This window comes from Mycobacterium sp. 1245111.1 (genome assembly GCF_001673405.1).
In the GTDB taxonomy this organism is placed as follows: Bacteria; Actinomycetota; Actinomycetes; order Mycobacteriales; family Mycobacteriaceae; genus Mycobacterium.
In genome coordinates this window covers 54,051-76,448 of sequence record NZ_LZLV01000145.1, presented here as the reverse complement: position 1 = coordinate 76,448, position 22,398 = coordinate 54,051, and the positions used below count along the sequence as shown (strand labels likewise).

Here is a 22,398-nt window from a genome sequence, read left to right as displayed (position 1 = left end):
CACAGGGTGGCCAAGGCGCGTTCGCAGTACCGCTGCTCGGAATGTCGTCATGTCACGGCGAAATGGGTCGGGCGGTGTCTGGAATGCGGCACGTGGGGTTCCGTCGACGAGGTCACGGTGCTCAGCGCGGTCCGGGGCAGCACCCGCTCGATAGTGAGCCCGTCGTCGGCCGCGGTGCCGATCAGCTCGGTCGAGCCCGACGGAACTCGCCACCGCCCCACCGGAATTGACGAGCTCGACCGGGTCCTGGGTGGCGGCGTCGTGCCCGGTTCGGTCACGTTGCTCGCCGGCGATCCAGGGGTGGGCAAGTCGACGCTGCTACTCAAAGTTGCCCACGAGTGGGCGGCGTCGGGGCGGCGGGCGTTATACGTTTCCGGCGAGGAGTCACGCGGCCAGATCCGAATGCGCGCCGATCGGACGGGCTGCAGTCACGACGAGCTCTACCTGGCCGCCGACTCGGATCTCCATGCGGTGCTCGGCCACATCGAGGCGGTGCAGCCGACGCTGGTGGTCGTGGACTCGGTGCAGACCATGGCCAGCTCCGACAGCGACGGTGTCGCCGGTGGCGTCACGCAGGTGCGCGCGGTCACCACCGCGCTGACCGCTGCGGCGAAAACCACTGGGGTGCCGTTGATTCTGGTCGGGCACGTCACCAAGGACGGCGCCATTGCGGGTCCACGCTCGCTCGAACACCTGGTCGACGTGGTGCTGCACTTCGAAGGCGACCGCAATTCGCTGCTGCGGATCGTCCGCGGCATCAAAAACCGCTTCGGTGCGGCCGACGAGGTCGGCTGTTTTGTGTTGCAGGACAGTGGAATCGAAGGGGTCGCCGATCCGTCCGGGCTGTTCCTGGACCAGCGGCCGCAGCCGGTCCCGGGCACCGCGATCACCGTGACCCTCGACGGTAAGCGGCCGCTGGTCGGTGAAATCCAGGCGCTGCTGGCGACGCCTTCGGGTGGCTCACCGCGCCGAGCGGTCAGCGGGATCGACCATTCGCGGGCCGCGATGATCGCCGCCGTGCTGGAAAAGCACGCACGGCTGAAAATCGCCGTCAACGACGTGTACCTGTCGACCGTTGGCGGGATGCGGCTCACCGACCCATCGTCGGATCTCGCGGTCGCGGTCGCGCTGGCGTCGGCGTATGCCAATCTGCCGCTGCCGGCGACCGCGGTGATGATCGGCGAAGTCGGGCTGGCCGGCGACCTGCGGCGGGTCAGCGGGATGGAACGCCGACTGGCCGAGGCCGCCCGGCAGGGTTTCACCACGGCGCTGATCCCGTCCGGCGGCGGCGCGGTGCCGCCCGGATTGAAAACCCTGGAGGCGCCGCACATCGGCGCCGCGTTGGAGCACGTGCTCAATATCGCCGAGCGTCGCGAGAGGCTCCCTGCGGCCCCGTATCCACTGGACGCCATTCGGACGGAGCGCAATGAGTCACAATGAGTGGTGATGACGGTCGGCAAGGCAACCACGAACGGCTCGGCGCCGCAGCAGCGTCCCACCCTGCGTGAGGCGGTCGCGCGGCTGGCGCCGGGTACGGCGCTGCGCGACGGGCTGGAGCGGATTTTGCGCGGCCGGACCGGCGCCCTGATCGTCCTGGGTTACGACGACAGCGTCGAAGCGATCTGCGACGGCGGCTTCTCGCTCGACGTCCGCTACGCCCCGACCAGGCTTCGGGAGCTGTGCAAGATGGACGGTGCGGTGGTGCTGTCCACCGACGGCAGCCGGATCCTGCGAGCCAACGTGCAGCTGGTGCCCGACCCGTCGATCCCCACCGACGAATCCGGGACCCGGCACCGCTCGGCCGAGCGGGCCGCCAGCCAAGTCGGCTACCCGGTGATCTCGGTCAGCCACTCGATGAGCATCGTGACCGTCTATCTCAGTGGCGAGCGGCACGTGCTGGCCGACTCGTCGACGATCCTGTCTCGGGCCAATCAGGCCATCGCCACGCTGGAGCGGTACAAGGCCCGGCTCGACGAGGTCAGCCGGCAGCTGTCCCGCGCCGAGATCGAGGACTTCGTCACGCTGCGCGACGTGATGACGGTGGTGCAGCGGCTCGAACTGGTCCGGCGAATCGGTGTCGAACTGGACTACGAAGTCGTCGAACTGGGTACCGACGGCCGCCAGCTACGACTGCAACTGGAAGAGCTGCTCGGCGGTAACGAGGCTTCCCGCGAGCTGATCGTGCGTGATTACCACGCCAACCCCGAGCCGTTGTCGAAGGCCGAGGTCGCCGCCACGCTCGACGAGCTGGATGCCATGTCCGACACCGAGTTGCTCGACTTCACCACGATGGCAAGGGTTTTCGGTTACCCGTCGACAGCGGAAGCGCAGGATTCCGCGGTGAGCTCGCGTGGCTACCGGGCGATGTCGGAGATTCCGAGGCTGCAGTTCGCCCACGCCGACCGACTGGTCCGCGAGTTCGGGTCGCTGCAGGGCCTATTGGCGGCCAGCGCGGGCGACCTGGAAGCGGTCGAGGGAATCGGCGAGATCTGGGCCCGCCATGTGCGAGAAGGACTGTCGCAGTTGGCCGAATCGACGATCGGCGATCCGATCAGCTGAGGATCAACCGCCGGGGGCGGGGGCCGGGCCGGGCAGCGGACCCGGTGCCGGCGGCGCCCCGGGCAGTCCGGGCTGCGGAGGCGGCGCAGCGCCCGGAGGCAGCGGCGGGGCCATGATGAACGGGACCGCAAGCGAGCGAAGGTTTCCCAGCTGTACGACCAGGTTGTAGGTGCCAGGCCCGATCGCCGGCCGCGGCAACGGGCAGTGCGGAGCCGACCCCATCCCGGTCCAGGTGACCGCGGTGGTGACCTGCTCGCCGGGGGCGAAGGTCTTGACCAGCGTTTCGTTCGACGGCGCGCAGTCCAGGTTCGACCACAGCCGTTTGTTGTCCAGCGAGTAGACGTAGGCGGCCAGCACGGCGGCTCCGACGTCACGCTTGCAGGCCACCAGCCCGATGTTGGTGACCACCATGACGAACTTCGGCTGGTCGCCGATGGCGTACTGCGGCTGGTTGGTCAGACCCTTGACCGCCAGCGTCGAGTCCGGGCAGTCGTCGCCGGCGTTGAGCACGGGCGGCGGCAGCACCGCGGCGGTCGGGGTCGGGGGCGGCTGCTGGCCGGCGTCCTCGCCGGCCGGCGGCTCGACCTGGGTCTTGACCTCGGGGTTCGCGCCCTGCGCGGCCGGGGCCGGCTTCTTGGCGGCGGGCGAGGTATTGGCGCCGGCGTTGCCGCTCATCACGGCCACGATGATCGCGACGACGATGGCGATCACGATGACCGCGACGCCGATCGCCAATCCCCGGCGTCGCCAGTAAATCTCCGGCGGCAGCGGGCCTCGCGGCTCCAGATCCAGATCCAGCACATTTACACGGTAAGGGCAGGTCACACCGACAGCGCCGACCCGGCTCGGCGTGTCGCCCAGTTAACTGATGCCGAGTTGTTACGTTCTCGGGCCCCAGCGGCCGGCCGGCGGATCGGCACCCGCGGCCACCAGAACCAGCGACCCAGCAGCGCCACCAGCGACGGCATCAGGAACGTCCGGACGATCAACGTGTCCAGCAACAGCCCGATCCCGACGGTCAGACCTACCTGTTCAATGCTGAGCACGGTGCTGCCGGCCAGCGCGAACATCGTCATCCCGAACACGACGCCCGCGGTGGTCACCACCCCACCCGTGGCCGCGAACGCCCGGACGATGGCGGTGCGGATCCCCGCGGGCAACTCCTCACGGATCCTCATCGCCAGCAGCAGGTTGTAGTCGGCGCCGACCGCGACCAGGGCGATGAACGCCATCGGCGCCACCGCCCAGTGCAGCGGCTGGCCGAACAGGTACTGGCTGACCAGAACGCTGACACCCAGCGCCGAGGCGTACGAGACGATCACGGTGCCCACCACTGCCACCGCCGCCACCGGGCTGCGCAGCATCACCGAGACGATCAGAAAAATCAACGCGAGGGTCGCTCCGACCAGCAATACGACGTCGTCGTGCACCAGGCTCTGCAGGTCTCGGGTGGCGGGTCCAACCCCGGCCAGACCCACCGACAGCGGAGTCAAGGTTCCCTCCTTGGTGGCTTCGGCGACGGCGGCCTCGACCTGGCGAGCTCGTTGAGCGCCGTCGCCGCCCCACTCCTGGCCGTCTCCGTAGACCACGAAGTAGGTCGTCCGACCGTCTCGGGAAACCAGGTTGTTCAACGCCGCTCGATACCGCGGGTCAGACAGCGCGCGGTCGGGCAGGTAGAAGCCGCCCGCCGCGCTGTTGCGGAAGCCCGCATCGAGTTCCTTCAGATAGTCGGTTACCTGCCGTACCTGTGGGCCGATCGAGTCTGCGACGCCGCGCAGCTCACGAGTTGCCGCATTGGCCTGATTCAGCACCTCACGCATCGACTGCAGCGCCTGCGGCATGGTGGCGAACGACGTCGTCGCCGTTCCCGATCCCGCCGTCAGTTTGGTTGCGCCACTGGCTAACTCATCTGAACTCCGGATCATGCTATCGACGGGTTGCACGACGCGGGACACCAGTGCACAGATCGCGTTGGCCGGGCAGTTTGGCGTGCTGTCGACGAAGTTCCGCAAGGGGGTCATATACCCGGACATCGTTGCGACCTCGTCACGGATGCCGTCGATCCCGTTGCGCATGTCGTCGGCGCCCGAACCGATCTCACGCAGACCACCCGCGCTGCCCTGCATTCCGCGGTTCATGTGGTCCAGCGCTGCGCCCATCTGCGACAGGATGGCGTCCAGGTCTCCTATCCGCCGGAACCGTTGCACGACAGCGTCGATGCTGTCGCCGAATCGCTGACCGATGTACCCGGCCTGATAACTCAATGTGGCTTCGTCGGGCACAGTGCCGGCCGGGCGACTGGCCGACTGCACCGTCCGAACCCCGGGAACGGCCATGATCTGCCGGGTTATCCGTTCGACCGCGATCAGGCCGGCCGGGTTTCGCAGATCGTGGTCGGCTTCTACCGTCACGATGTCGGACAGCAGTTTGTTCGGCGGAAAGTGTTGCGCCATCGCCGAATAACCTTGGTTGGACTCGGTGCCGGGCGGGGTCGCCTCCGGTTCATTCCATCCCGTCCGCATCCCGGCGAGCGGCAGGATCAAGACCGCGATCAATCCCCCGCTGACCACCATGACGGGTCCGGGCCAGCGGGCCACGATGACGCCGATGCGCCGCCAGCGACGCGCGATCATTGATCTCCTCGGCTCCAGCATGCCTCGGTTGCCGGCCAAACCGATCAGCGCCGGGGTGAGTGTCAAGGCAGCTACCATGCTGATCAAAACGCCGATCGCACAGGGTATTCCGGTACTACGGAACATGCCCACCTTGGCGAGGCTCAAGCACGCCAATGCCGCTGACATGGTCAGCGCCGAGCCGATCACCACCGGCGCGACGCCGCGATAGGCGTCGAGCAACGCGACAGCGCGGTCGGCGCCCCGTCGTCGGCCCTCGTGGTATCGACCGATCAAAAAGATCGCGTAATCGGTTCCGGCGCCGAGGATCATCGCCGCGACCAGCGCGACCGAAAACAGCGACACCTCGACCACGCCATGGTTTCCCAAAAGGGCGATCAGCGGCCGAGCGGCCGCCAGCGCCAGCCCGACCGAGATCAACGGGACGGCCGCGGTCACCGGCGACCGGTAGACCACGAACAGCAACACCATGATCACCAGCACGGTCGCCGCGGTGATCAGCAACATCTGACGGTCGATCGCGGCGAACTCGTCGGCCAGCGTGCCACCCGGCCCGGTGACGTAGACATGCAGGCCAGGCGGCGGGCCGAGGCGACGCACGGTGTCACGCACGACCGCGACGGCGGCGCCGGCCTGCGCGGTGCCCAGCATGCCGGACAACCGGACCATCAGATCCGCCGCCCGGCCGTCGCGGCTTTCGGCCGCCGACTTCGTGATCGGGTCCGACCACAGGTCGGTTACCGCGTAGACATGCTCGGTGTCGGCGCGCAACGCCGCGACCAGCTTGTCGTAGTAGCCTCGATCGGCCGGTTGTAGGGGCCGATCACGCTCCAGCACAACATAATCGAGATTGTTACTGGGTGCACCGCCGAACAGCTCGGCGGAGCGTTTCGCGGCTACGGCACTGGCCGCATCGGTCGGCATGAACGTCCGGGCATGCGTCGCGACGACGCGCTCCAACTGCGGAACCGCAAGGTTTCCCGCCACTGCGATCGCGATCCAGCCCAGCACGGCGAGTACGGCGTACCGACCGGTGAACCGGGCGACCGGCGCGAGCAGATCAGGCAACGGTCTGCCGTTGTGACGCAGCGCTGAAATCGGTTGCCGATTCTGGGTTTTCGTGCCATCTCATGTCGGCAACGCTATGGAACCGCGCCGGCCGCGACATCGTGCTGCAGTTCGGTTTTCGTCGTGCTACCACGGTCGTATCCGAATTCCTACCGAGGCAGGATGTCTGCGGCGACAAACCCTTCTACGATGATCCGATGTTGGGTGTGGTGTCTCGATATGTGCGTGATCGCCTTCGGGCGCGCACCGAGCTGATCCCGGTGGGATTCTCCTGGACATTCGTGCTGCTGGTGGACAGTACGCTGATCTTGATCGTGGTGGCCGCGACCGCACAGCACGCCAACCGGGGAGATTTGCCGGCAGCGTTAACCGCTGCACTTATCGCCGTCTCGCCGTTGGTGCTGTTCTTTGCTCTCGCAATCAAATTCAGCCCGGCGCTCACCTGGACCACCTCCTACTCCGCCGTCATCATCTGGCTGTTCGCTACATCGACACCGATCAAAAGCGACGTCGCGCCGGTACTGCTCGCGCTGATGCTCGGAGTCGTCGCAGCCCTTGCCCCGGTGGTTTATGGCGTCCTCGCCCTGGGATCGGCGGTGGCTCTGCTGGCGGTCGCTTCGGCGACCCACCGGCTCGACGAATTGACGTTGTACGCGAGCTGCGCCGCGATGGGCTGGCTGGTCGGCGCGCTAATGCGTATTCAGGCGCAACTACTGGTCAAACAGCAGGAATTGCAGGCCGACCTGGCCGAGCACGCCGCCGCCGACGAGCGGCGCCGGATCGCGCGGGAGGTGCACGACGTGATCGCCCACTCGCTATCGGTGACGATGTTGCATGTCACCGGGGCACGGCGCGCACTCCAGCAAGACGCCGACATCGACGACGCGGTCGCCGCGCTCATCGATGCCGAGCGGCTGGGCAGGCAGGCGATGGCTGACATCCGGCGCACGGTAGGTCTGCTCGAGGCCGGCCCCACCAAGATGGCGCCCGAGCCTGGTATCGCCGACATCCCGGCCCTAATCGATGATTTTGTCTCGGCCGGCCTTCCGGTCACACTGCACAACGAGGGCCGGCAGGAACGCGTGTCGGCCGCGGTGGGTCTAGCGCTTTATCGCATTGCCCAGGAATCGCTGGCCAACATCGCCAAACACGCGATGGCATCCAAAACAGATGTGGCCCTGTCTGTTTCGTCATCGCATGCGTCGCTGTCGGTAGTCAACGACATTCCGGTCACCGTACCTGCCACCTCGTCATCGCAGCGCGGACGTGGCCTTCCCGGGATGCGGCAGCGAGTCGAACTTCTCGGCGGAATGCTCGACGCCGGACCCTGCCCGCAGGGATGGTCCGTGCATGCCGAAATCCCGATCAACGACGCGAACAATTGGCGGTGCGGGCGCTGAGATGGGCACCCCCGAAATCAGCGTGCTGCTGGTCGACGATCAAGAACTGGTCCGCTCCGGGCTGCGCCGGATCCTGCGGCGCAAGGACGGATTCGTGATCGTCGCCGAATGCAGCGACGGCGACGAGGTCGCGCCGGCAGTGGCCGAACACCGACCCGACGTGGTGGTGATGGACCTGCGGATGAAGCGAGTCGACGGCATCGAGGCCACCCGTCGGCTCGCCGCAGTCGAGTCGCCACCGGTGCTGGCACTGACCACCTTCAACGACGACGAACTACTGTCCGGCGCGCTCCGCGCAGGTGCGTCGGGTTTCGTGCTCAAGGACTCGTCGGCCGAGGAGTTGATCCGCGCCGTGCGCGCGGTGGCGCAGGGCGACAGCTACCTCGACCCGGCTGTCACGTCGCGGGTGCTGAGCACCTATCGCCGCGCCGCCGGGGACCATCGCCCCGACACCGTGACCGAAGTGACCACCCGCGAGCGCGATGTGCTCCGGCTCATCGGGCAGGGCCGCTCCAACACCGAGATCGCCGACGAGCTGTGCATTTCGGAGCTGACGGTGAAAAGCCACATCGGCCGGATCTTCGGAAAACTGCAGCTGCGCGACCGGGCGGCCGCGATCGTGTACGCCTACGACCATGGACTCGTCGCACCGCGCACTCCGAGTTAGCCCGCGACGGACTTTCTTCACCCAAGATCAAGAACTTCCCAAATCCAGGCTTAACTTCGGATAAGAAGATTCGGTGCACGGATACCAGGGACTCGCGAAAGTTGCCACCGTCGGCCTCATGACCGGCCTTGCCGGATTGATGAGCAGTCAGGCCGCCCACGCGGACGACACGCTGCTGGGGCCGCTGGCGGGAAGTGAGACCGCGATCATTCTCGGCGGGACCACCGAGCCGATGCCGTCGACCGCCTTCGCGCAGACCGCGGAAAATCTGTACCTGCACGCGCTCGGCTTCGACGGCGGTGCGACATCCTCCACGGTCTGCGACATGATCGCGACCGACCCCTGCAGCGCACCGCTGCAGGTGCTGACGACGCCCGAACTGATCCAGCAGGGCCCGAGTAGCCTCACCGCAGCCGACGATGTCGTCCTCGCCGTGAAGAACGAATTCGAGGCCAACCCAGGCGCTTTCGACGCCGAGCACCCGCTGACCATCTTCGGCTACTCACAGAGCGCGACCGCGGAATCGATCGCGATGAGCCGACTCGAGGCAGACGGAATCCCCAGCGCCGACCTGCATTTCGTGTTCATCGGCGACCCATCGCTGGCGGACACCGGTGTCTGGCCGAACCTGGTCGCGGACATGGACGGAATCTTCGGGACCAGTCTGACCAACACACTTCTCACGGATCTCGGCATGGACGGCGTCCTGGGAAACGTGACGCCGGATGACATCTATCCCACGACGATCTTCACGCTGGAAGGCGATGGGGTCGCCGACTTCCAACCGGACTTCAACGACGGCGGGCTGCTCGAGCCCTTGGTGCGCCTGTTCACCACGCACGTCGAGTACCTGGGGTTGACACCGGAGGAGATCGCCAACGCGACCACGACCGTCGACAACATGATCACCAACGTCGACATCTCCGACACCTTCAACGACACCGCGGCGTGGCTGACGGCGGTGTTCGCGAATGGGGCCGCCAACAGTGGACTGCTCGAGAGCGTCTTCAACTCGTTGGAGTTCTACCTCACCAACACGTTCTGACCGGTTAGTCGGCGACCTCATCGCCGACGTCGCCGATGATGTTGCGCAGCACCACCCGGCCATCGGCGAGGTGGTACGTCGCGCCGACAACCGCCAAGTCACCGGTGGCGACCGCAGCGGCGATCGCCGTGGAACGCTCGACGAGCTGATTGCCGGTCTCGACCACGTGGCGCGCCTCGAACTCGTCGGCACGCTTGAGGCCTTCGCGACGGCCCAGCAGTACCGACGGCGTCACCCGCTCCACGATGTCGCGCACATAACCGCCCGGAAGCACCCCCTCGTCAAGAGCGGTCAGCGTCGCCTTCACCGCGCCGCAGCTGTCATGGCCGAGCACGACGATCAGCGGCACGCTGAGCACGGCTACCGCGAACTCGATCGAGCCGAGCACCGCTGAGTCGATCACGTGACCGGCCGTCCGGACCACGAACATGTCCCCCAGACCCTGGTCGAAGATGAGCTCGGCGGCCACCCGGCTATCACCGCAACCGAACAGCGCCACCGTCGGCTTTTGGCCGTTGGCGAGGCTGGCCCGGTGGTCGACGCTTTGGCTTGGGTGTTGAGGCTGACCGGCGACGAACCGCTCGTTACCCTCTTTGAGTGATTTCCACGCGCTTACCGGGCTCGTATTAGGCATGGCACACATTCTGCCGCAGGCGGTTGAGACATCCCTCCTAACGCCGAGTGAACTTCTCGGCTGGTACGACCGGAACCGACGCGACCTGCCGTGGCGAAAGCCCGATGTGACGCCGTGGCAGATCATGGTGAGCGAATTCATGCTGCAGCAAACGCCGGTATCCAGGGTGGAACCGATCTGGCTGGACTGGATTGCGCGATGGCCGACTCCGTCGGCGACAGCCGCGGCCGGGACGGGTGAGATCGTGCGCGCCTGGGGCAAACTCGGCTACCCGCGTAGAGCCAGACGCCTACACGAGTGCGCCGTGGTCATCGCACGCGAACACGGCGACGAGGTCCCCGACGACGTCGAGGTCCTGCTGACCCTGCCGGGCGTCGGCAGCTACACGGCCCGAGCGATCGCGTGCTTCGCCTATCGGCAGGCGGTGCCGGTGGTCGACACCAACGTGCGCCGAGTAGTGGCCCGCGTGGTGCACGGAAAGGCGGACGCAGGACCGGCGTCCGCGGTCCGCGACCATGCCGACGTCTCGGCGTTGTTGCCCAACGATTCGACAGCGACCACGTTTTCTGCAGCCCTGATGGAATTGGGCGCCACGGTATGCACGGCACGATCACCGAAGTGTGGCCTGTGTCCGCTCAGCGTCTGCCAGTGGCGTTCGGCCGGCTTTCCGCCGTCGGAAGGCCCGACCCGTAAACCGCAAACATACGCCGGAACCGACCGGCAAGTTCGCGGCCGGCTGCTTGACGTGTTGCGCGGCAACGACTTACCGGTCACCGGCGATCAGCTCGACGTGGTGTGGCTGCGCGATCCCGTGCAACGCGACCGCGCCCTGCAGTCACTACTGGCCGACGGCCTGGTGGCCAAGACCAGCGACGGCCGGTTCGCCTTGGCCGGCGAAGAGGGCTAAGCCAGAAACGACTCGACCGCCCGACGGTATGCCTGCGGCGCGTCGTCGTGAACCAGGTGTCCGGCCTCAGGTACTCGTAAATATGTTGTGCGGTAGCCATTCTCGCTCATGGCCTGCATCTGGCCGGCGGGCGCCACCGAGTTGCCCGCCTCGATCAGCAGCGCGGGCGACCGCACCGCCTGCCATTGCGCCCAGTAGTCGCGAGTTCCCCATTCCGCGGCGATCTCGATCCATCGCGAAGTATGGCCATGCAGCCGCCACCCGGTATCGGTTCGGTCGAAGGCTTCCAGGAAGTATCGGCCGGCTACCTCGCCGAATTCTGCGAATATCCTTTCAGCGGAATCGAATTCGACCGGCAAGCTGTGCAGCCATGGCTCCCACGGTCCGGTGGTGCGGCCTCGGAAGTCCGGCGCCATGTCCTCGACCACCAACGACGAAACCAGCTCGGGCCGCTCGGCGGCCAGACACCACGAGTGCAGGCCGCCCATCGAGTGCCCGACCAGCCGAACCGCGGTACCCAGCGCGGCAACGGCGTCAGCGAGGTCGGACACGAAGCGTTCGGTGCTGATCGGGAACGGATCGTCGACGTCGCGGCCGCGGTGCCACGGTGCGTCGTAGGTATAGACGGCGCCGAGTTCGGTCAGCCACGGCAGTTGACGCGACCAGGTGCTGCCACGGCCCATCAGGCCGTGTACCAACACCACCGGATCACCGTGCCCACCACGATGGGTCAGCAGATCAGCGGCCATCCACCCATCTTTGCGCGCTTTACGTCGGCTGTGGTCCACGCGGTAACCTTGGCCAATGCCTGTGGTGAAGATCAACGCAATCGAGGTGCCCGCAGACGCCGGGCCCGAGCTGGAGAAGCGGTTCGCCCACCGCGCACACGCCGTAGAGAACTCGCCGGGTTTCCTGGGCTTTCAGCTGCTCCGCCCGGTCAAGGGCGAAGACCGGTACTTCGTGGTCACGCAGTGGGAATCCGAAGAGGCCTTCCAGGCGTGGGCCACCGGTCCGGCCATCGAGGCGCACGCCGGCCATCGGCAGAATCCGGTGGCAACCGGCGCGTCATTGCTGGAGTTCGAGGTTGTGTTAGACGTTGCCGGATCTGGCCAGTAAACCCCGTAGGCGCTCACGCCTTCGCCGGGTCGCGGCACTGGCCGCCAGCGCGCTACTTGTCGCCCTGACTCCGGGTTGCGCGCCGCCGCGCGCGCCGTCGGCGAACGCCGCCGGCAGTGGTCGGCAGATCGACATGCGGACCCCGGCCGGTCTGCGCGCTCAGCAGACGCTGGACATGTTGAACTCGGACTGGCCGATCGGCCCGGTCGGGGTCGGTACGCTCGCGGCTCCGAAGATGGCTACCCAAATCCAGACCATGATGGAAAAGCTTTGGTGGGACCGGCCGTTCACGCTGCACGGAGTCGACATCAAAGCGGGCGCGGCCACCCTGCAGCTGACCACGTCTTACGGTGCGGAACAAGAGATTCGGATCCACACCAACGACGACACCTTGGTCGACGGATTCGACCTCACCACACTGCCACCGAAGATCTCCTCGTGGAACGACGTCGACGCCGTGCTGGGTAAGACCAAGGCCCGCTACTCATGGCAAGCGACCAAAGTCGTTGACGGCCACTGTGATCGGGTAGCCGGCACCAACACCGACATGTCGCTGCCATTGGCATCGATCTTCAAGTTGTACGTGCTCTACGCCGTGTCTGACGCCATCAAGGTGGGGACGGTGTCCTGGGACGACCAATTGACGGTGACCGAAAAGGGCAGGGCCGTCGGTTCCAGCATGGATCTGCCTGTGGGAGCCCAGATCTCGGTGCGGACCGCGGCCGAGAAGATGATCGCCACCAGCGACAACATGGCGACCGACATGCTGATCGAGAGGGTCGGTCCGCAGGCGGTTGACGCCGCACTGGCCGCCGCGGGGCATCACGACCCGGCCGCGATGACACCGTTTCCGACCATGTACGAGCTGTTTACTGTGGCTTGGGGCCGCCCGGACCTCCGCGAACAGTGGAAACACGGCAGCCCGGCAGACCGCGCCGAGATGCTGCAGCGAGCCAATTCCGCTACCTACCAACCGGATCCGTTCCGCGCGCATGTGCCGGCGTCGGAATCCGGCGCGGAATGGTACGGCAACGCCGACGACATCTGCCGGGTGCACGTCGCACTCCAGGCCGGCGCAGTGGGCCCGGCGGCACCCGTCAAGAAGATCTTGGACGCCGCGACGGGGATCAATTTCGATCGCAACGAGTGGCCCTACATTGCCGCGAAAGCCGGTGGCCTGCCGGGCGATCTGACGTTCAGCTGGTACGCGCTCGACAAGACCCGCCAGCCATGGGTGGTCAGCTTCCAGCTGAATTGGCCCCGCGACCACGGCCCGGCGATCACCGGCTGGGTGCTGCAGATCGCCAAGCAGGTCTTTGCGTTGCTGCCCACGCAACACTGATCGTGCGCGCCTTACTTCATCGACTGGTGGCGACCTGGAACCGTCGCGACTACGTCGAAATCGGCGTGCTGCTCGGGGTGATCGCGCTGATGCACGTGGTCGGCTTCGCAATGCTCGTGTTTACAATCGCGCCGCATCACTACCGGGTCGGCGACCAGATCTTCGGTGTCGGATTGGGCGTCACGGCATACCTTTTCGGGCTGCGGCACGCATTCGACGCGGACCATATCGCCGCCATCGACAACACGACGCGCAAACTGATGTCCGACTGCAAGAAACCCAAGGCGGTGGGCTTCTGGTTCGCGATGGGCCACTCCACGCTGGTCCTGGTGATGGCGGTGCTGATCATGGTCGGCGCGCGAGTGGTGGGCGCATTGGCCGACGAGAAATCACCGACCCGTCATGTGCTCGGAATCGCCGGCACCTTGGCCTCCGGCCTGTTCCTCTATTTGATCGCGATCATCAACGTGATCGCGATAGTCGGCATCTACCGGGCCTTCACCCGGCTTCGGCGCGGTTCGTACTCCGACAGCGAAGTCGAAGCGGCACTTAACGATCGGGGATTTTTCGCCCGCCTGCTACGTCCGATCATGAATCGGATCACACACCCGATCCAGCTGTATCCCGTGGGCGCGCTGTTCGGCCTGGGATTCGACACCGCCACCGAGGTGGCACTGCTGGCGCTGGCCGGCAGCGGCACGGCGGCCGGTCTGCCATGGTACGTCGTCTTGGTGGTGCCGTTGCTTTTCGCGGCCGGCATGACCCTGATGGACACCCTGGACGGATTGCTGATGACAGCCGCCTACGACTGGGCATTCATGCAGCCGGCGCGAAAAGTCTTCTACAACTTGGCTGTAACCGGCCTTTCGATCGCAGTGGCACTGCTCATCGGTTCGATCGAGCTGCTGTCGGTACTCCACGACAACCTGCGTTGGGACGATCCGATCACCAGCTGGATCAGCGGCATCGACCTGAACAATGCCGGCATCGCGATCGTGCTGCTGTTCGCCATCACGTGGATCGGCGCGATCGCCTACTGGAAGCTGGCCAACGTCGAGGACCGCTATCGGGTGGCAGAGCCCGCCGAGTAAACGAAAAGGCCGGCTAACGCATTGCGCTAGCCGGCCTTTCGAGACGGATTACTTCGTGGTCGCCCCCGTGCTACCGGCGGCGTGAGCACCGGTGCTCGCCAGGTCGGGCTCGGCAGGCTTGTGCCGCCCGACGAAGGTGAACACCGCATCCTCGCTGGCGCCTTCGCCGTCCCAGTTGTCCACGTCCACCGTGACAATCTGGCCCGGACCGACCTCTTCGAACAGGATCTTCTCGGACAGCTGGTCCTCGATCTCCCGTTGGATGGTCCGTCGCAGCGGACGAGCCCCCAGCACCGGGTCGAAGCCCCGCTTGGCCAGCAGTGCCTTGGCCTTGTCGGTGAGCTCCAACGCCATGTCCTTGGCCTTCAGCTGCTTGCCGACCCGGCTGATCATCAGGTCGACCATCTCGATGATCTCTTCGCGAGTCAGCTGGTGGAAGACGATGATGTCGTCGATACGGTTGAGGAACTCCGGGCGGAAGTGCTTCTTCAGCTCGTCGTTGACCTTCTGCTTCATCCGCTCGTAGTTGTTTTCACCGCCACCCTGGGTGAAGCCCAGTCCGACCGCCTTGCTGATGTCGGACGTTCCCAGGTTCGACGTGAAGATCAGCACGGTGTTCTTGAAGTCGACCGTGCGGCCCTGTCCGTCGGTCAGGCGGCCGTCCTCGAGCACCTGCAGAAGGCTGTTGTAGATCTCTTGGTGCGCCTTCTCGATCTCGTCGAACAGCACCACCGAGAACGGCTTGCGCCGCACCTTCTCGGTGAGCTGACCGCCCTCCTCGTAGCCCACGTATCCCGGTGGGGCACCGAACAACCGCGACGCGGTGAACCGGTCGTGGAACTCACCCATGTCGATCTGGATGAGCGCGTCGTCGTCACCGAACAGGAAGTTGGCCAGCGCCTTGGACAGCTCGGTCTTACCGACACCGGACGGGCCGGCGAAGATGAACGATCCGGACGGGCGCTTGGGGTCCTTCAACCCGGCGCGGGTACGGCGGATCGCCTTGGAGACGGCCTTGACCGCGTCCTCCTGGCCGATGATCCGCTTGTGCAGTTCGTCTTCCATCCGCAGCAACCGGGTGGTCTCGGCCTCGGTGAGCTTGAACACCGGGATACCGGTCCAGTTGCCGAGCACCTCGGCGATCTGCTCCTCGTCGACCTCGGCGACAACGTCGAGATCACCTGAGCGCCACTGCTTTTCACGCTCGGCACGCTGGGCAACCAGCTGCTTCTCGCGATCGCGCAGGCTGGCCGCCTTCTCGAAGTCCTGAGCGTCGATCGCGGACTCCTTCTCCCGGCGGGCATCGGCGATCTTCTCGTCGAACTCACGCAGGTCTGGCGGAGCGGTCATCCGGCGAATGCGCATCCGGGCACCTGCCTCGTCGATGAGGTCAATTGCCTTGTCCGGCAAGAACCTATCGTTGATGTAACGGTCGGCGAGGGTAGCCGCGGCGGCCACTGCACCGTCGGTGATGGACACCCGATGGTGTGCCTCGTAGCGGTCGCGCAGACCCTTGAGGATCTCGATGGTGTGCTCCACGGTCGGCTCACCGACCTGCACCGGCTGGAAACGACGCTCCAGGGCCGCGTCCTTCTCGATGTACTTGCGGTACTCGTCGAGGGTCGTGGCACCGATGGTCTGCAGTTCGCCGCGGGCCAGCTTGGGCTTGAGGATCGACGCCGCGTCGATCGCACCTTCGGCCGCTCCGGCACCCACCAGGGTGTGCAGCTCGTCGATGAACAGGATGATGTCGCCGCGGGTGTTGATCTCCTTGAGCACCTTCTTCAGGCGCTCCTCGAAGTCACCGCGGTAGCGACTGCCGGCCACCAGCGAACCCAGGTCGAGGGTGTAGAGCTGCTTGTCTTTCAGCGTCTCCGGGACCTCGCCGTGCACGATCGCCTGAGCGAGACCCTCGACGACGGCGGTCTTGCCGACACCGGGCTCACCGATCAGCACCGGGTTGTTCTTGGTGCGCCGGGACAGCACCTGCATGACCCGCTCGATTTCCTTCTCGCGCCCGATGACCGGGTCGAGCTTGCCCTCCATGGCCGCCGCCGTCAGGTTGCGACCGAATTGGTCCAGCACCAGCGACGTCGACGGGCTGCCGGACTCTCCGCCGCGGCCACCGGTGCCGGCCTCCGCGGTTTCCTTGCCCTGGTAGCCGCTCAGCAGCTGGATGACCTGCTGGCGTACGCGGGTGAGCTCGGCGCCCAGCTTGACCAGCACCTGCGCCGCGACGCCCTCACCCTCACGGATCAGGCCGAGCAGAATGTGCTCGGTGCCGATGTAGTTGTGGCCCAGCTGCAGGGCCTCACGCAGGCTCAGCTCGAGGACCTTCTTGGCGCGCGGGGTGAACGGGATGTGGCCCGACGGAGCCTGCTGGCCCTGGCCGATGATCTCCTCGACCTGGCTGCGGACACCTTCCAGCGAGATGCCCAACGACTCCAGCGACTTGGCCGCTACCCCTTCGCCCTCGTGGATAAGACCCAGCAGGATGTGCTCGGTGCCGATGTAGTTGTGGTTGAGCATCCGGGCCTCTTCTTGCGCCAGGACGACCACCCTGCGGGCACGGTCGGTAAAACGTTCGAACATTGGCGGTTACCTGCTCTTCCTCACCATCGGTACTTCGTGATTGTCGGCGGTGGGGCCGACACCGCGTACCTGCCGTCCACTGTAGTGGTCGACCGGCCGGGCTTCCTACCTTGCTATCGCTGAGCCACCTCGGGCTCCCCGGCTACAACGCAGTTCAACAAAACAACGCGGGAAAACAGTCAATCGTTTCCCGCGTTGCTTTCCAGATCAGTTCGCCACCAGCGAAAGCTGGCTCAACCCGTCAGGTCGCGGCGTGAAATGCGTCGATCACATCGGCCGGGATACGACCGCGGGTCGACACATTGTGTCCGTTACGACGGGCCCAGTCGCGAATTGCCGCGCTCTGCTCGCGATCGATGGCGCCGCGACCGCGACCGGAGCTGGAACGTCCGCGACGACGGCCGCCGACCCGACGAGAAGCTTCCACCCACTGCTTCAGGTCGTTGCGGAGTTTCGCCGCATTCTTGGCCGAAAGGTCAATCTCATACGTCACGCCGTCGAGACCGAATTCCACGGTTTCATCGGCAGCGCCTTCACCGTCAAAATCATCGACAAGGGTGACGGTCACTTTCTTCGCCATTGGCTGAGCCTCATGCTTTCTTCTTAGACACTTGCCATACAAGACACGTGCTCGGACCGCCCCCGCGGGACAATCTGCCATATAACGACGAGTAATTCAATACACCGTCACAGAACTGCTCAGTTGCTATGTGGACGCACAATAGGAAACAATACCGTCTCTCTTATTGACAGCCCGGTCAAAGCCATCAGCAGCCGGTCGATGCCCATTCCGGTTCCGGTACACGGCGGCATAGCGTGCTCCAACGCGACAAGGAAATCCTCGTCGAGCACCATTGCCTCGTCGTCGCCGGCGGCCGCGGCCCGCGCTTGCTCAGCGAATCTTTCCCGTTGCACGACGGGGTCGACCAATTCCGAGTATCCCGTGGCCAGCTCGAATCCGCGGAGATAAAGATCCCACTTCTCGGTGACGCCGGCAATGCTGCGGTGTTGGCGCGTCAATGGCGTCGTCTCGACCGGAAAATCTTTGACGAAGGTAGGCGCCGTCAGCGTCGAGCCGACTGTGTGCTCCCAGAGTTCCTCGATCAACTTGCCGTGGCCATAGCCGCGGTCTGTCGGAACCTCAACATCAAGTGACGCCGCGATAGCGAGCAAGCGATCGACATTGGTGTTTGGCGTGATCTCTTCGCCAAGAGCCTCTGATAGCGATGGATACATTTCTATCGACGCCCATTCCCCGTCGATGTCATAGATGCTGCCGTCGGGCAGAGAGAGTTGTCGAGTGCCGATCGCCTCGTCAGCCACCTGTTGAATAAGCTCACGGGTTACAACGGCAGAATCGTCATACGTTCCATACGCTTGATAGGTCTCCAACATGGAAAATTCAGGCGAATGTGTGGAATCGGCACCTTCGTTTCGGAACACCCGATTTAGTTCGAAGACCTTGTCGAACCCGCCGACGACGCAGCGCTTCAGGAACAGTTCCGGGGCGATCCGCAGGTAGAGATCGATGTCGAGCGCATTGGAGTGTGTGACGAACGGGCGCGCAGCCGCGCCGCCGGCCAAAGTCTGCAGCATCGGTGTCTCGACTTCTAAAAAGCCGCGCTGCTCCAAGGCGTTACGTAATGCGCGAATGACAGCAATTCGCTGGCGGGCGACCTTGCGCGCCTCGGGCCGCACGATCAGGTCGACATAGCGCTGTCGCACCCGCGATTCTTCGCTCATCTCTTTGTGCGCCACCGGCAGGGGCCGCAACGCCTTGGACGCCATCTGCCAGCTGTCGCCGAGCACGGACAGTTCACCGCGCCGCGAACTGATCACTTCGCCGTGCACAAACACGATGTCGCCGATATCGACGTCGGCCTTCCATTGGTCGAGTGCTTCCTGCCCGACACTGGCGAGACTGAGCATGACCTGCAATTGGGTGCCGTCGCCTTCTTGGAGGCTGGCGAAGCACAACTTGCCCGAGTTGCGGGCGAAGACCACCCGACCGGCCACCCCGACCACGTCACCGGTCGTCGAATCGGCCGCCAAATCGGGATAGCCGGCGCGGATCTGCGCCAAAGTGTGGGTGCGCGCAACGTCGACGGGATAGGGATCGCGGCCCTCGGCGGCCAGGCGCTCGCGTTTGTCCCGGCGTATCCGGAACTGCTCGGGCAGGTCTTCTCGAGGGTCCCGAGGGTCGGCGGCGTTCACGACCTGCCAGCTTAAAGGAGGAGCGCGCCGCGGGTGCTCGCGGCAGTCAGCGTGCTGTCTTGAGTCGGCCGCGCTGGCTGTCCCGGTTGCGCTCGAACACCAGCCGCAGCCCGTGCAAGGTCAGGTGCTGGTCATAGTGGTCGACGGAGCGCAGCTCTGACAGCAGCAGCGGCGCGGTGTGACCGGTCGCCACGACCGTGACATTCTCACCGGCAAAACCGTCGACGTCGTTGCGAATCCGGCTGACCAGGCCGTCCACCAGACCTGCGAAGCCGAAAACCGCGCCGGCCTGCATGCATTCGACGGTGTTCTTGCCGACCACCGAGCGGGGCCGGGTCAGCTCGACGCGACGCAGGGCGGCCGAACGCGCCGCCGCGGCATCCGACGACACCTGCAGCCCCGGGGCGATCGCGCCACCGAGGAATTCACCTTTGGCGGACACCACGTCGACGCAGATCGAAGAGCCGAAGTCGATCACAATCGAGGCCGTGTTGTATTTCTGAAAAGCTGCTAGGCAGTTGACAATTCGGTCGGCGCCAACTTCTTTCGGGTTGTCCACCAGCAGCGGGATTCCGGTTCGCACACCGGGCTCGATCAAAACGTGCGGCACGGTCGGCCAGTACTGTTCGAGCATCAGGCGCACCTCGTGTAGCACCGAAGGCACCGTCGACAGCGCAGCGGCGCCGGTGAGCTGATCCGAGTCGTCACCGATCAGCCCGTCGATCGTCAGCGCGAGTTCGTCGGCAGTGACCTCGGCTTCGGTCCGAATCCGCCACTGTTGCACGACCTTCGCGTGCTCCTTGGCGCCGGAGAGCAGTCCGACGACGGTGTGGGTGTTGCGGACGTCGATGGCCAGCAGCACGACTAGCAGGCCTTCATCGCGGCGAGACCAGCTCGCCCGCATCGGCCGGCACGAATGCCGGGTCGCTGCCCAGATCAATCGCGTGGTTCTCGGCGTCCACGAAGACGATCTTGGACTGGTAGGCACGCGCCTCGGCGTCCTCCATCTGGGCGTAGGCGATCAGGATCACCAGATCGCCGGGGTGCACGAGATGCGCTGCCGCGCCGTTGATCCCGATCACACCGCTGCCACGCTGACCCGTGATCGCGTAGGTGACCAACCGGGCGCCGTTGTCGATGTCGACGATGGTCACCTGTTCGCCCTCGAGCAGGTCGGCCGCATCCATCAGGTCGGCGTCGATTGTCACCGAGCCTACGTAGTGCAGGTCGGCCTGGGTGACCGTCGCCCGGTGGATCTTCGACTTGAGCATTGTCCGTAACATCAATTCCTCCAATGCGATTCGACAGATTGAGCCGAGACTGCGGGCACTCGCCCGTCGACGCCAACTCCTGCGCCGATTTCGATTCCGATGTTGTCCAGAAGCCTGGTCGTGCCGAGCCGGGCCGCGACCAGCAGACGCGCGGCGCCGGCGGCGGGAGCCGGACCCAGCGCGCTGTCGCGCACCTCGAGGTAATCCACGTCGATTGCTGGCACCGCGGACAGTACCGAACGGGCAGCGTCCAGCGCCGCGTCCGCGCCGCCGGGCGCGGCATGGGACCCGGCCAGCAGCGCCGCCGACAGCAGGCCGGCCAGTTCGCGCTGAGCCGCGTCGAGGTAGCGGTTGCGCGACGACATCGCCAGGCCGTCGCTCTCGCGCACGATCGGCACGCCGACGACCTGGACATCGATGTTGAGGTCGGCGACCATCTGCCGGACCAGAACCAACTGCTGATAGTCCTTCTCGCCGAAGAAGATTCGGTCAGGTGCGACGATTTGCATCAACTTGCAGACGACGGTGAGCATGCCCGCGAAATGAGTGGGACGCGCAGCGCCCTCGAGCTCGGATCCCAGCGGTCCGGGATACACGGTAGTCCGCGGGCCTTCCGGATACATCGCCGAAGCGGTTGGGGTGAAGGCGATTTCGACACCTTCGGCGCGTAGCAGCTCCAGGTCCGCCTCGAGCACCCGCGGATAGGCGTCGAGATCCTCGCCCGCGCCGAACTGCAACGGGTTCACGAAGATCGACACCACCACCACCGATCCGGGCACGCGTTTGGCGGCCCGCACCAGGGCGAGGTGGCCGTCGTGCAGAGCACCCATGGTCGGCACCAGCATCACCCGTCGACCGGTGCGGCGCAGCGCGCGGCTGACATCGCGGACATCGCCCGGGTTCTCGTAGACGTGGAGTTCGCCGGCGTTGAACTTCGGCCGTTGGATGCTCATCGCGCCAGCACCTCGAGCACGTCCTCGGGGGCGTGCACCTTCTCGGCGGTGCGGATCGCATTCACCCGGTAGGCCTGCGCCAGGTGCGGGTCGACGCTCTGCAGCGCGCGCAGATGCCCCGCGACCACGCCGGCGTCGCCGCGGGCGATCGGCCCGGTCAGCGCCGCCTGACCACGTTGCAAGGTGTTCTCGAGGGCCGCGCGCGCGAGCGGGCCGAGGATGCGCTCGGCGATGCCGCCGGGCTGGTCGTCGACGAGCTGCTGGCCGAGCAATTCGGTGCCCGCGACCGCGGCCCGCAGCGCATCCAGCGCGTCGGTGACCACGGTGACGATGTGGTTGCCCGCATGCGCCAGGGCCGCGTGATACAGCGTGCGCGCCTGCTCGGGCACCCGGAACGGCTCGCCGCCGATCTCGAGCACCAGCGACTGCCCGATCGCGTAGCCGACTTCGTCGGCAGCGGTGATCCCGAAGCAGGCGTCCGGCAACCGGGCGATGTCCTCGTCGGATCCGGTGAACGTCATCGCCGGATGAATGGCCAGCGGTATGCAATCTTCCAGCGGCGCCAGCACGTCGACACCGTTGACACCCGAGGTGTGCGCAACGATGGTGCCTGGCCGCACGGCCGCGGTGGCCGCCAAACCCGAGACCAGCCCGGGCAATTCGGTGTCCGGCACCGCCAACAACAGCAGCTCGGCGCTGCGGGCGACGCCCTCGACGGGCGCTACCGGGGTGTCGGCCAGCCGGCGCTCGGCGCGCAGCCGGGAGGCGCGGGAAATTGCGCTGCAGGCGACCACGACATGGTCGACGCGTTCCAGCGCCACACCCAACGCGGTGCCCACCCGGCCGGCGGAGATGATTCCCACCTTGAGCCGAGCCGGGCGCAGTCCGTCGAACTGCACCATCGCA

20 protein-coding genes are annotated in these 22,398 nt (G+C 65.8%); 9 read left to right on the top strand and 11 right to left on the bottom strand.

Annotated elements, in window-relative coordinates; all coding sequences use genetic code 11:
* Positions 1-6: 6 nt before the first annotated feature.
* Positions 7-1,440 (top strand): DNA repair protein RadA, encoded by a 1,434-nt coding sequence (gene radA / locus A5658_RS23630; protein ID WP_067340951.1) that lies wholly within the window; start codon positions 7-9, stop codon positions 1,438-1,440.
* 6 nt (positions 1,441-1,446) lie between these two features.
* Positions 1,447-2,559 carry a DNA integrity scanning diadenylate cyclase DisA gene (gene disA / locus A5658_RS23625; RefSeq protein ID WP_067341026.1) on the top strand — a complete coding sequence of 371 codons (1,113 nt, stop codon included), beginning with the start codon at positions 1,447-1,449 and terminating at the stop codon, positions 2,557-2,559.
* A 3-nt stretch (positions 2,560-2,562) separates the two neighbouring features.
* Here the strand turns inward: disA and A5658_RS23620 are convergent, their stop codons facing one another.
* Both A5658_RS23620 and A5658_RS23615 read right to left on the bottom strand, forming a co-directional pair.
* Positions 2,563-3,357, bottom strand: a complete 795-nt coding sequence (locus tag A5658_RS23620; RefSeq protein ID WP_369830561.1) for a hypothetical protein — start codon at positions 3,355-3,357, stop codon at positions 2,563-2,565.
* A 23-nt stretch (positions 3,358-3,380) separates the two neighbouring features.
* Entirely contained in the window at positions 3,381-6,260 is a 2,880-nt protein-coding gene (locus A5658_RS23615) for an RND family transporter (protein WP_082993384.1), read from the bottom strand.
* Between the two features lie 62 nt (positions 6,261-6,322).
* On the opposite strand from A5658_RS23615, the gene A5658_RS23610 reads away from it, so the two are divergent.
* The 3 genes from A5658_RS23610 (at position 6,323) to A5658_RS23600 (ending at position 9,372) form a co-directional block, all read left to right on the top strand.
* Entirely contained in the window at positions 6,323-7,660 is a 1,338-nt protein-coding gene (locus tag A5658_RS23610; RefSeq protein ID WP_369830560.1) for a histidine kinase, read from the top strand.
* A 1-nt stretch (position 7,661) separates the two neighbouring features.
* Positions 7,662-8,327: a response regulator transcription factor gene (locus A5658_RS23605; protein ID WP_067340943.1), complete on the top strand. Its 666-nt coding sequence runs from the start codon at positions 7,662-7,664 to the stop codon at positions 8,325-8,327.
* A 118-nt stretch (positions 8,328-8,445) separates the two neighbouring features.
* A complete protein-coding gene (locus A5658_RS23600) occupies positions 8,446-9,372 on the top strand; it encodes a PE-PPE domain-containing protein (RefSeq protein WP_067341017.1) in 927 nt (308 codons plus the stop codon).
* A gap of 4 nt (positions 9,373-9,376) precedes the next feature.
* Here the strand turns inward: A5658_RS23600 and A5658_RS23595 are convergent, their stop codons facing one another.
* Complete coding sequence (locus A5658_RS23595; RefSeq protein ID WP_067340940.1) at positions 9,377-10,006, bottom strand: carbonic anhydrase; 630 nt, start codon at positions 10,004-10,006, stop codon at positions 9,377-9,379.
* Here A5658_RS23595 and A5658_RS23590 point away from each other — a divergent pair.
* Entirely contained in the window at positions 10,005-10,913 is a 909-nt protein-coding gene (locus tag A5658_RS23590; protein WP_067340937.1) for an A/G-specific adenine glycosylase, read from the top strand. The genes A5658_RS23595 and A5658_RS23590 overlap by 2 nt on opposite strands.
* Here A5658_RS23590 and A5658_RS23585 read toward each other — a convergent pair.
* A complete protein-coding gene (locus tag A5658_RS23585; RefSeq protein ID WP_067340935.1) occupies positions 10,910-11,662 on the bottom strand; it encodes an alpha/beta fold hydrolase in 753 nt (250 codons plus the stop codon). The two genes, A5658_RS23590 and A5658_RS23585, sit on opposite strands and share 4 nt — an antisense overlap.
* A 55-nt stretch (positions 11,663-11,717) precedes the next feature.
* On the opposite strand from A5658_RS23585, the gene mhuD reads away from it, so the two are divergent.
* From mhuD to A5658_RS23570, 3 genes are read left to right on the top strand one after another with little or no spacing between them, the layout of a single operon-like run.
* Positions 11,718-12,029 carry a mycobilin-forming heme oxygenase MhuD gene (gene mhuD, locus A5658_RS23580; RefSeq protein WP_067340931.1) on the top strand — a complete coding sequence of 104 codons (312 nt, stop codon included), beginning with the start codon at positions 11,718-11,720 and terminating at the stop codon, positions 12,027-12,029.
* Entirely contained in the window at positions 12,010-13,371 is a 1,362-nt protein-coding gene (locus A5658_RS23575; RefSeq protein ID WP_067340929.1) for a serine hydrolase, read from the top strand. The genes mhuD and A5658_RS23575 overlap by 20 nt, the downstream gene beginning before the upstream one ends.
* 2 nt (positions 13,372-13,373) lie before the next feature.
* Complete coding sequence (locus tag A5658_RS23570) at positions 13,374-14,462, top strand: HoxN/HupN/NixA family nickel/cobalt transporter (RefSeq protein WP_231997427.1); 1,089 nt, start codon at positions 13,374-13,376, stop codon at positions 14,460-14,462.
* A 48-nt stretch (positions 14,463-14,510) separates the two neighbouring features.
* Here the strand turns inward: A5658_RS23570 and clpC1 are convergent, their stop codons facing one another.
* The 7 genes from clpC1 to A5658_RS23535 form a co-directional block, all read right to left on the bottom strand.
* Positions 14,511-17,054 (bottom strand): ATP-dependent protease ATP-binding subunit ClpC, encoded by a 2,544-nt coding sequence (gene clpC1, locus A5658_RS23565; RefSeq protein WP_067340927.1) that lies wholly within the window; start codon positions 17,052-17,054, stop codon positions 14,511-14,513.
* Between the two features lie 241 nt (positions 17,055-17,295).
* Complete coding sequence (gene lsr2 / locus A5658_RS23560; protein ID WP_067340924.1) at positions 17,296-17,634, bottom strand: histone-like nucleoid-structuring protein Lsr2; 339 nt, start codon at positions 17,632-17,634, stop codon at positions 17,296-17,298.
* A gap of 119 nt (positions 17,635-17,753) precedes the next feature.
* On the bottom strand, positions 17,754-19,268 hold the full coding sequence (gene lysS, locus A5658_RS23555; RefSeq protein ID WP_067340921.1) for a lysine--tRNA ligase: 1,515 nt from the start codon (positions 19,266-19,268) through the stop codon (positions 17,754-17,756).
* A gap of 46 nt (positions 19,269-19,314) precedes the next feature.
* The gene (locus A5658_RS23550; RefSeq protein ID WP_067341011.1) at positions 19,315-20,130 is read right to left on the bottom strand and encodes a type III pantothenate kinase; all 816 of its coding nucleotides are present in this window, start codon (positions 20,128-20,130) and stop codon (positions 19,315-19,317) included.
* Positions 20,131-20,143: 13 nt separating this feature from the next.
* A complete protein-coding gene (panD, locus tag A5658_RS23545; protein WP_067340917.1) occupies positions 20,144-20,551 on the bottom strand; it encodes an aspartate 1-decarboxylase in 408 nt (135 codons plus the stop codon).
* Positions 20,551-21,492 carry a pantoate--beta-alanine ligase gene (gene panC, locus A5658_RS23540; RefSeq protein WP_067340909.1) on the bottom strand — a complete coding sequence of 314 codons (942 nt, stop codon included), beginning with the start codon at positions 21,490-21,492 and terminating at the stop codon, positions 20,551-20,553. Before panC ends, panD begins: the two co-directional genes overlap by 1 nt.
* Entirely contained in the window at positions 21,489-22,394 is a 906-nt protein-coding gene (locus A5658_RS23535; RefSeq protein ID WP_067340906.1) for a Rossmann-like and DUF2520 domain-containing protein, read from the bottom strand. The genes panC and A5658_RS23535 overlap by 4 nt, the downstream gene beginning before the upstream one ends.
* Positions 22,395-22,398: the final 4 nt, after the last annotated feature.

Coding starts and splice junctions, on each gene's coding strand:
- A5658_RS23585 (WP_067340935.1), bottom strand. CDS start 11,662: ATGGCCGCTGATCTGCTGACCCATCGTGGTGGGCACGGTGATCCGGTG.
- A5658_RS23535 (WP_067340906.1), bottom strand. CDS start 22,394: ATGGTGCAGTTCGACGGACTGCGCCCGGCTCGGCTCAAGGTGGGAATC.
- A5658_RS23610 (WP_369830560.1), top strand. CDS start 6,323: ATGTCGGCAACGCTATGGAACCGCGCCGGCCGCGACATCGTGCTGCAG.
- panC (WP_067340909.1), bottom strand. CDS start 21,492: ATGAGCATCCAACGGCCGAAGTTCAACGCCGGCGAACTCCACGTCTAC.
- A5658_RS23590 (WP_067340937.1), top strand. CDS start 10,005: ATGGCACACATTCTGCCGCAGGCGGTTGAGACATCCCTCCTAACGCCG.
- disA (WP_067341026.1), top strand. CDS start 1,447: ATGACGGTCGGCAAGGCAACCACGAACGGCTCGGCGCCGCAGCAGCGT.
- clpC1 (WP_067340927.1), bottom strand. CDS start 17,054: ATGTTCGAACGTTTTACCGACCGTGCCCGCAGGGTGGTCGTCCTGGCG.
- lsr2 (WP_067340924.1), bottom strand. CDS start 17,634: ATGGCGAAGAAAGTGACCGTCACCCTTGTCGATGATTTTGACGGTGAA.
- A5658_RS23600 (WP_067341017.1), top strand. CDS start 8,446: ATGACCGGCCTTGCCGGATTGATGAGCAGTCAGGCCGCCCACGCGGAC.
- A5658_RS23595 (WP_067340940.1), bottom strand. CDS start 10,006: ATGCCTAATACGAGCCCGGTAAGCGCGTGGAAATCACTCAAAGAGGGT.
- A5658_RS23605 (WP_067340943.1), top strand. CDS start 7,662: ATGGGCACCCCCGAAATCAGCGTGCTGCTGGTCGACGATCAAGAACTG.
- mhuD (WP_067340931.1), top strand. CDS start 11,718: ATGCCTGTGGTGAAGATCAACGCAATCGAGGTGCCCGCAGACGCCGGG.
- panD (WP_067340917.1), bottom strand. CDS start 20,551: ATGTTACGGACAATGCTCAAGTCGAAGATCCACCGGGCGACGGTCACC.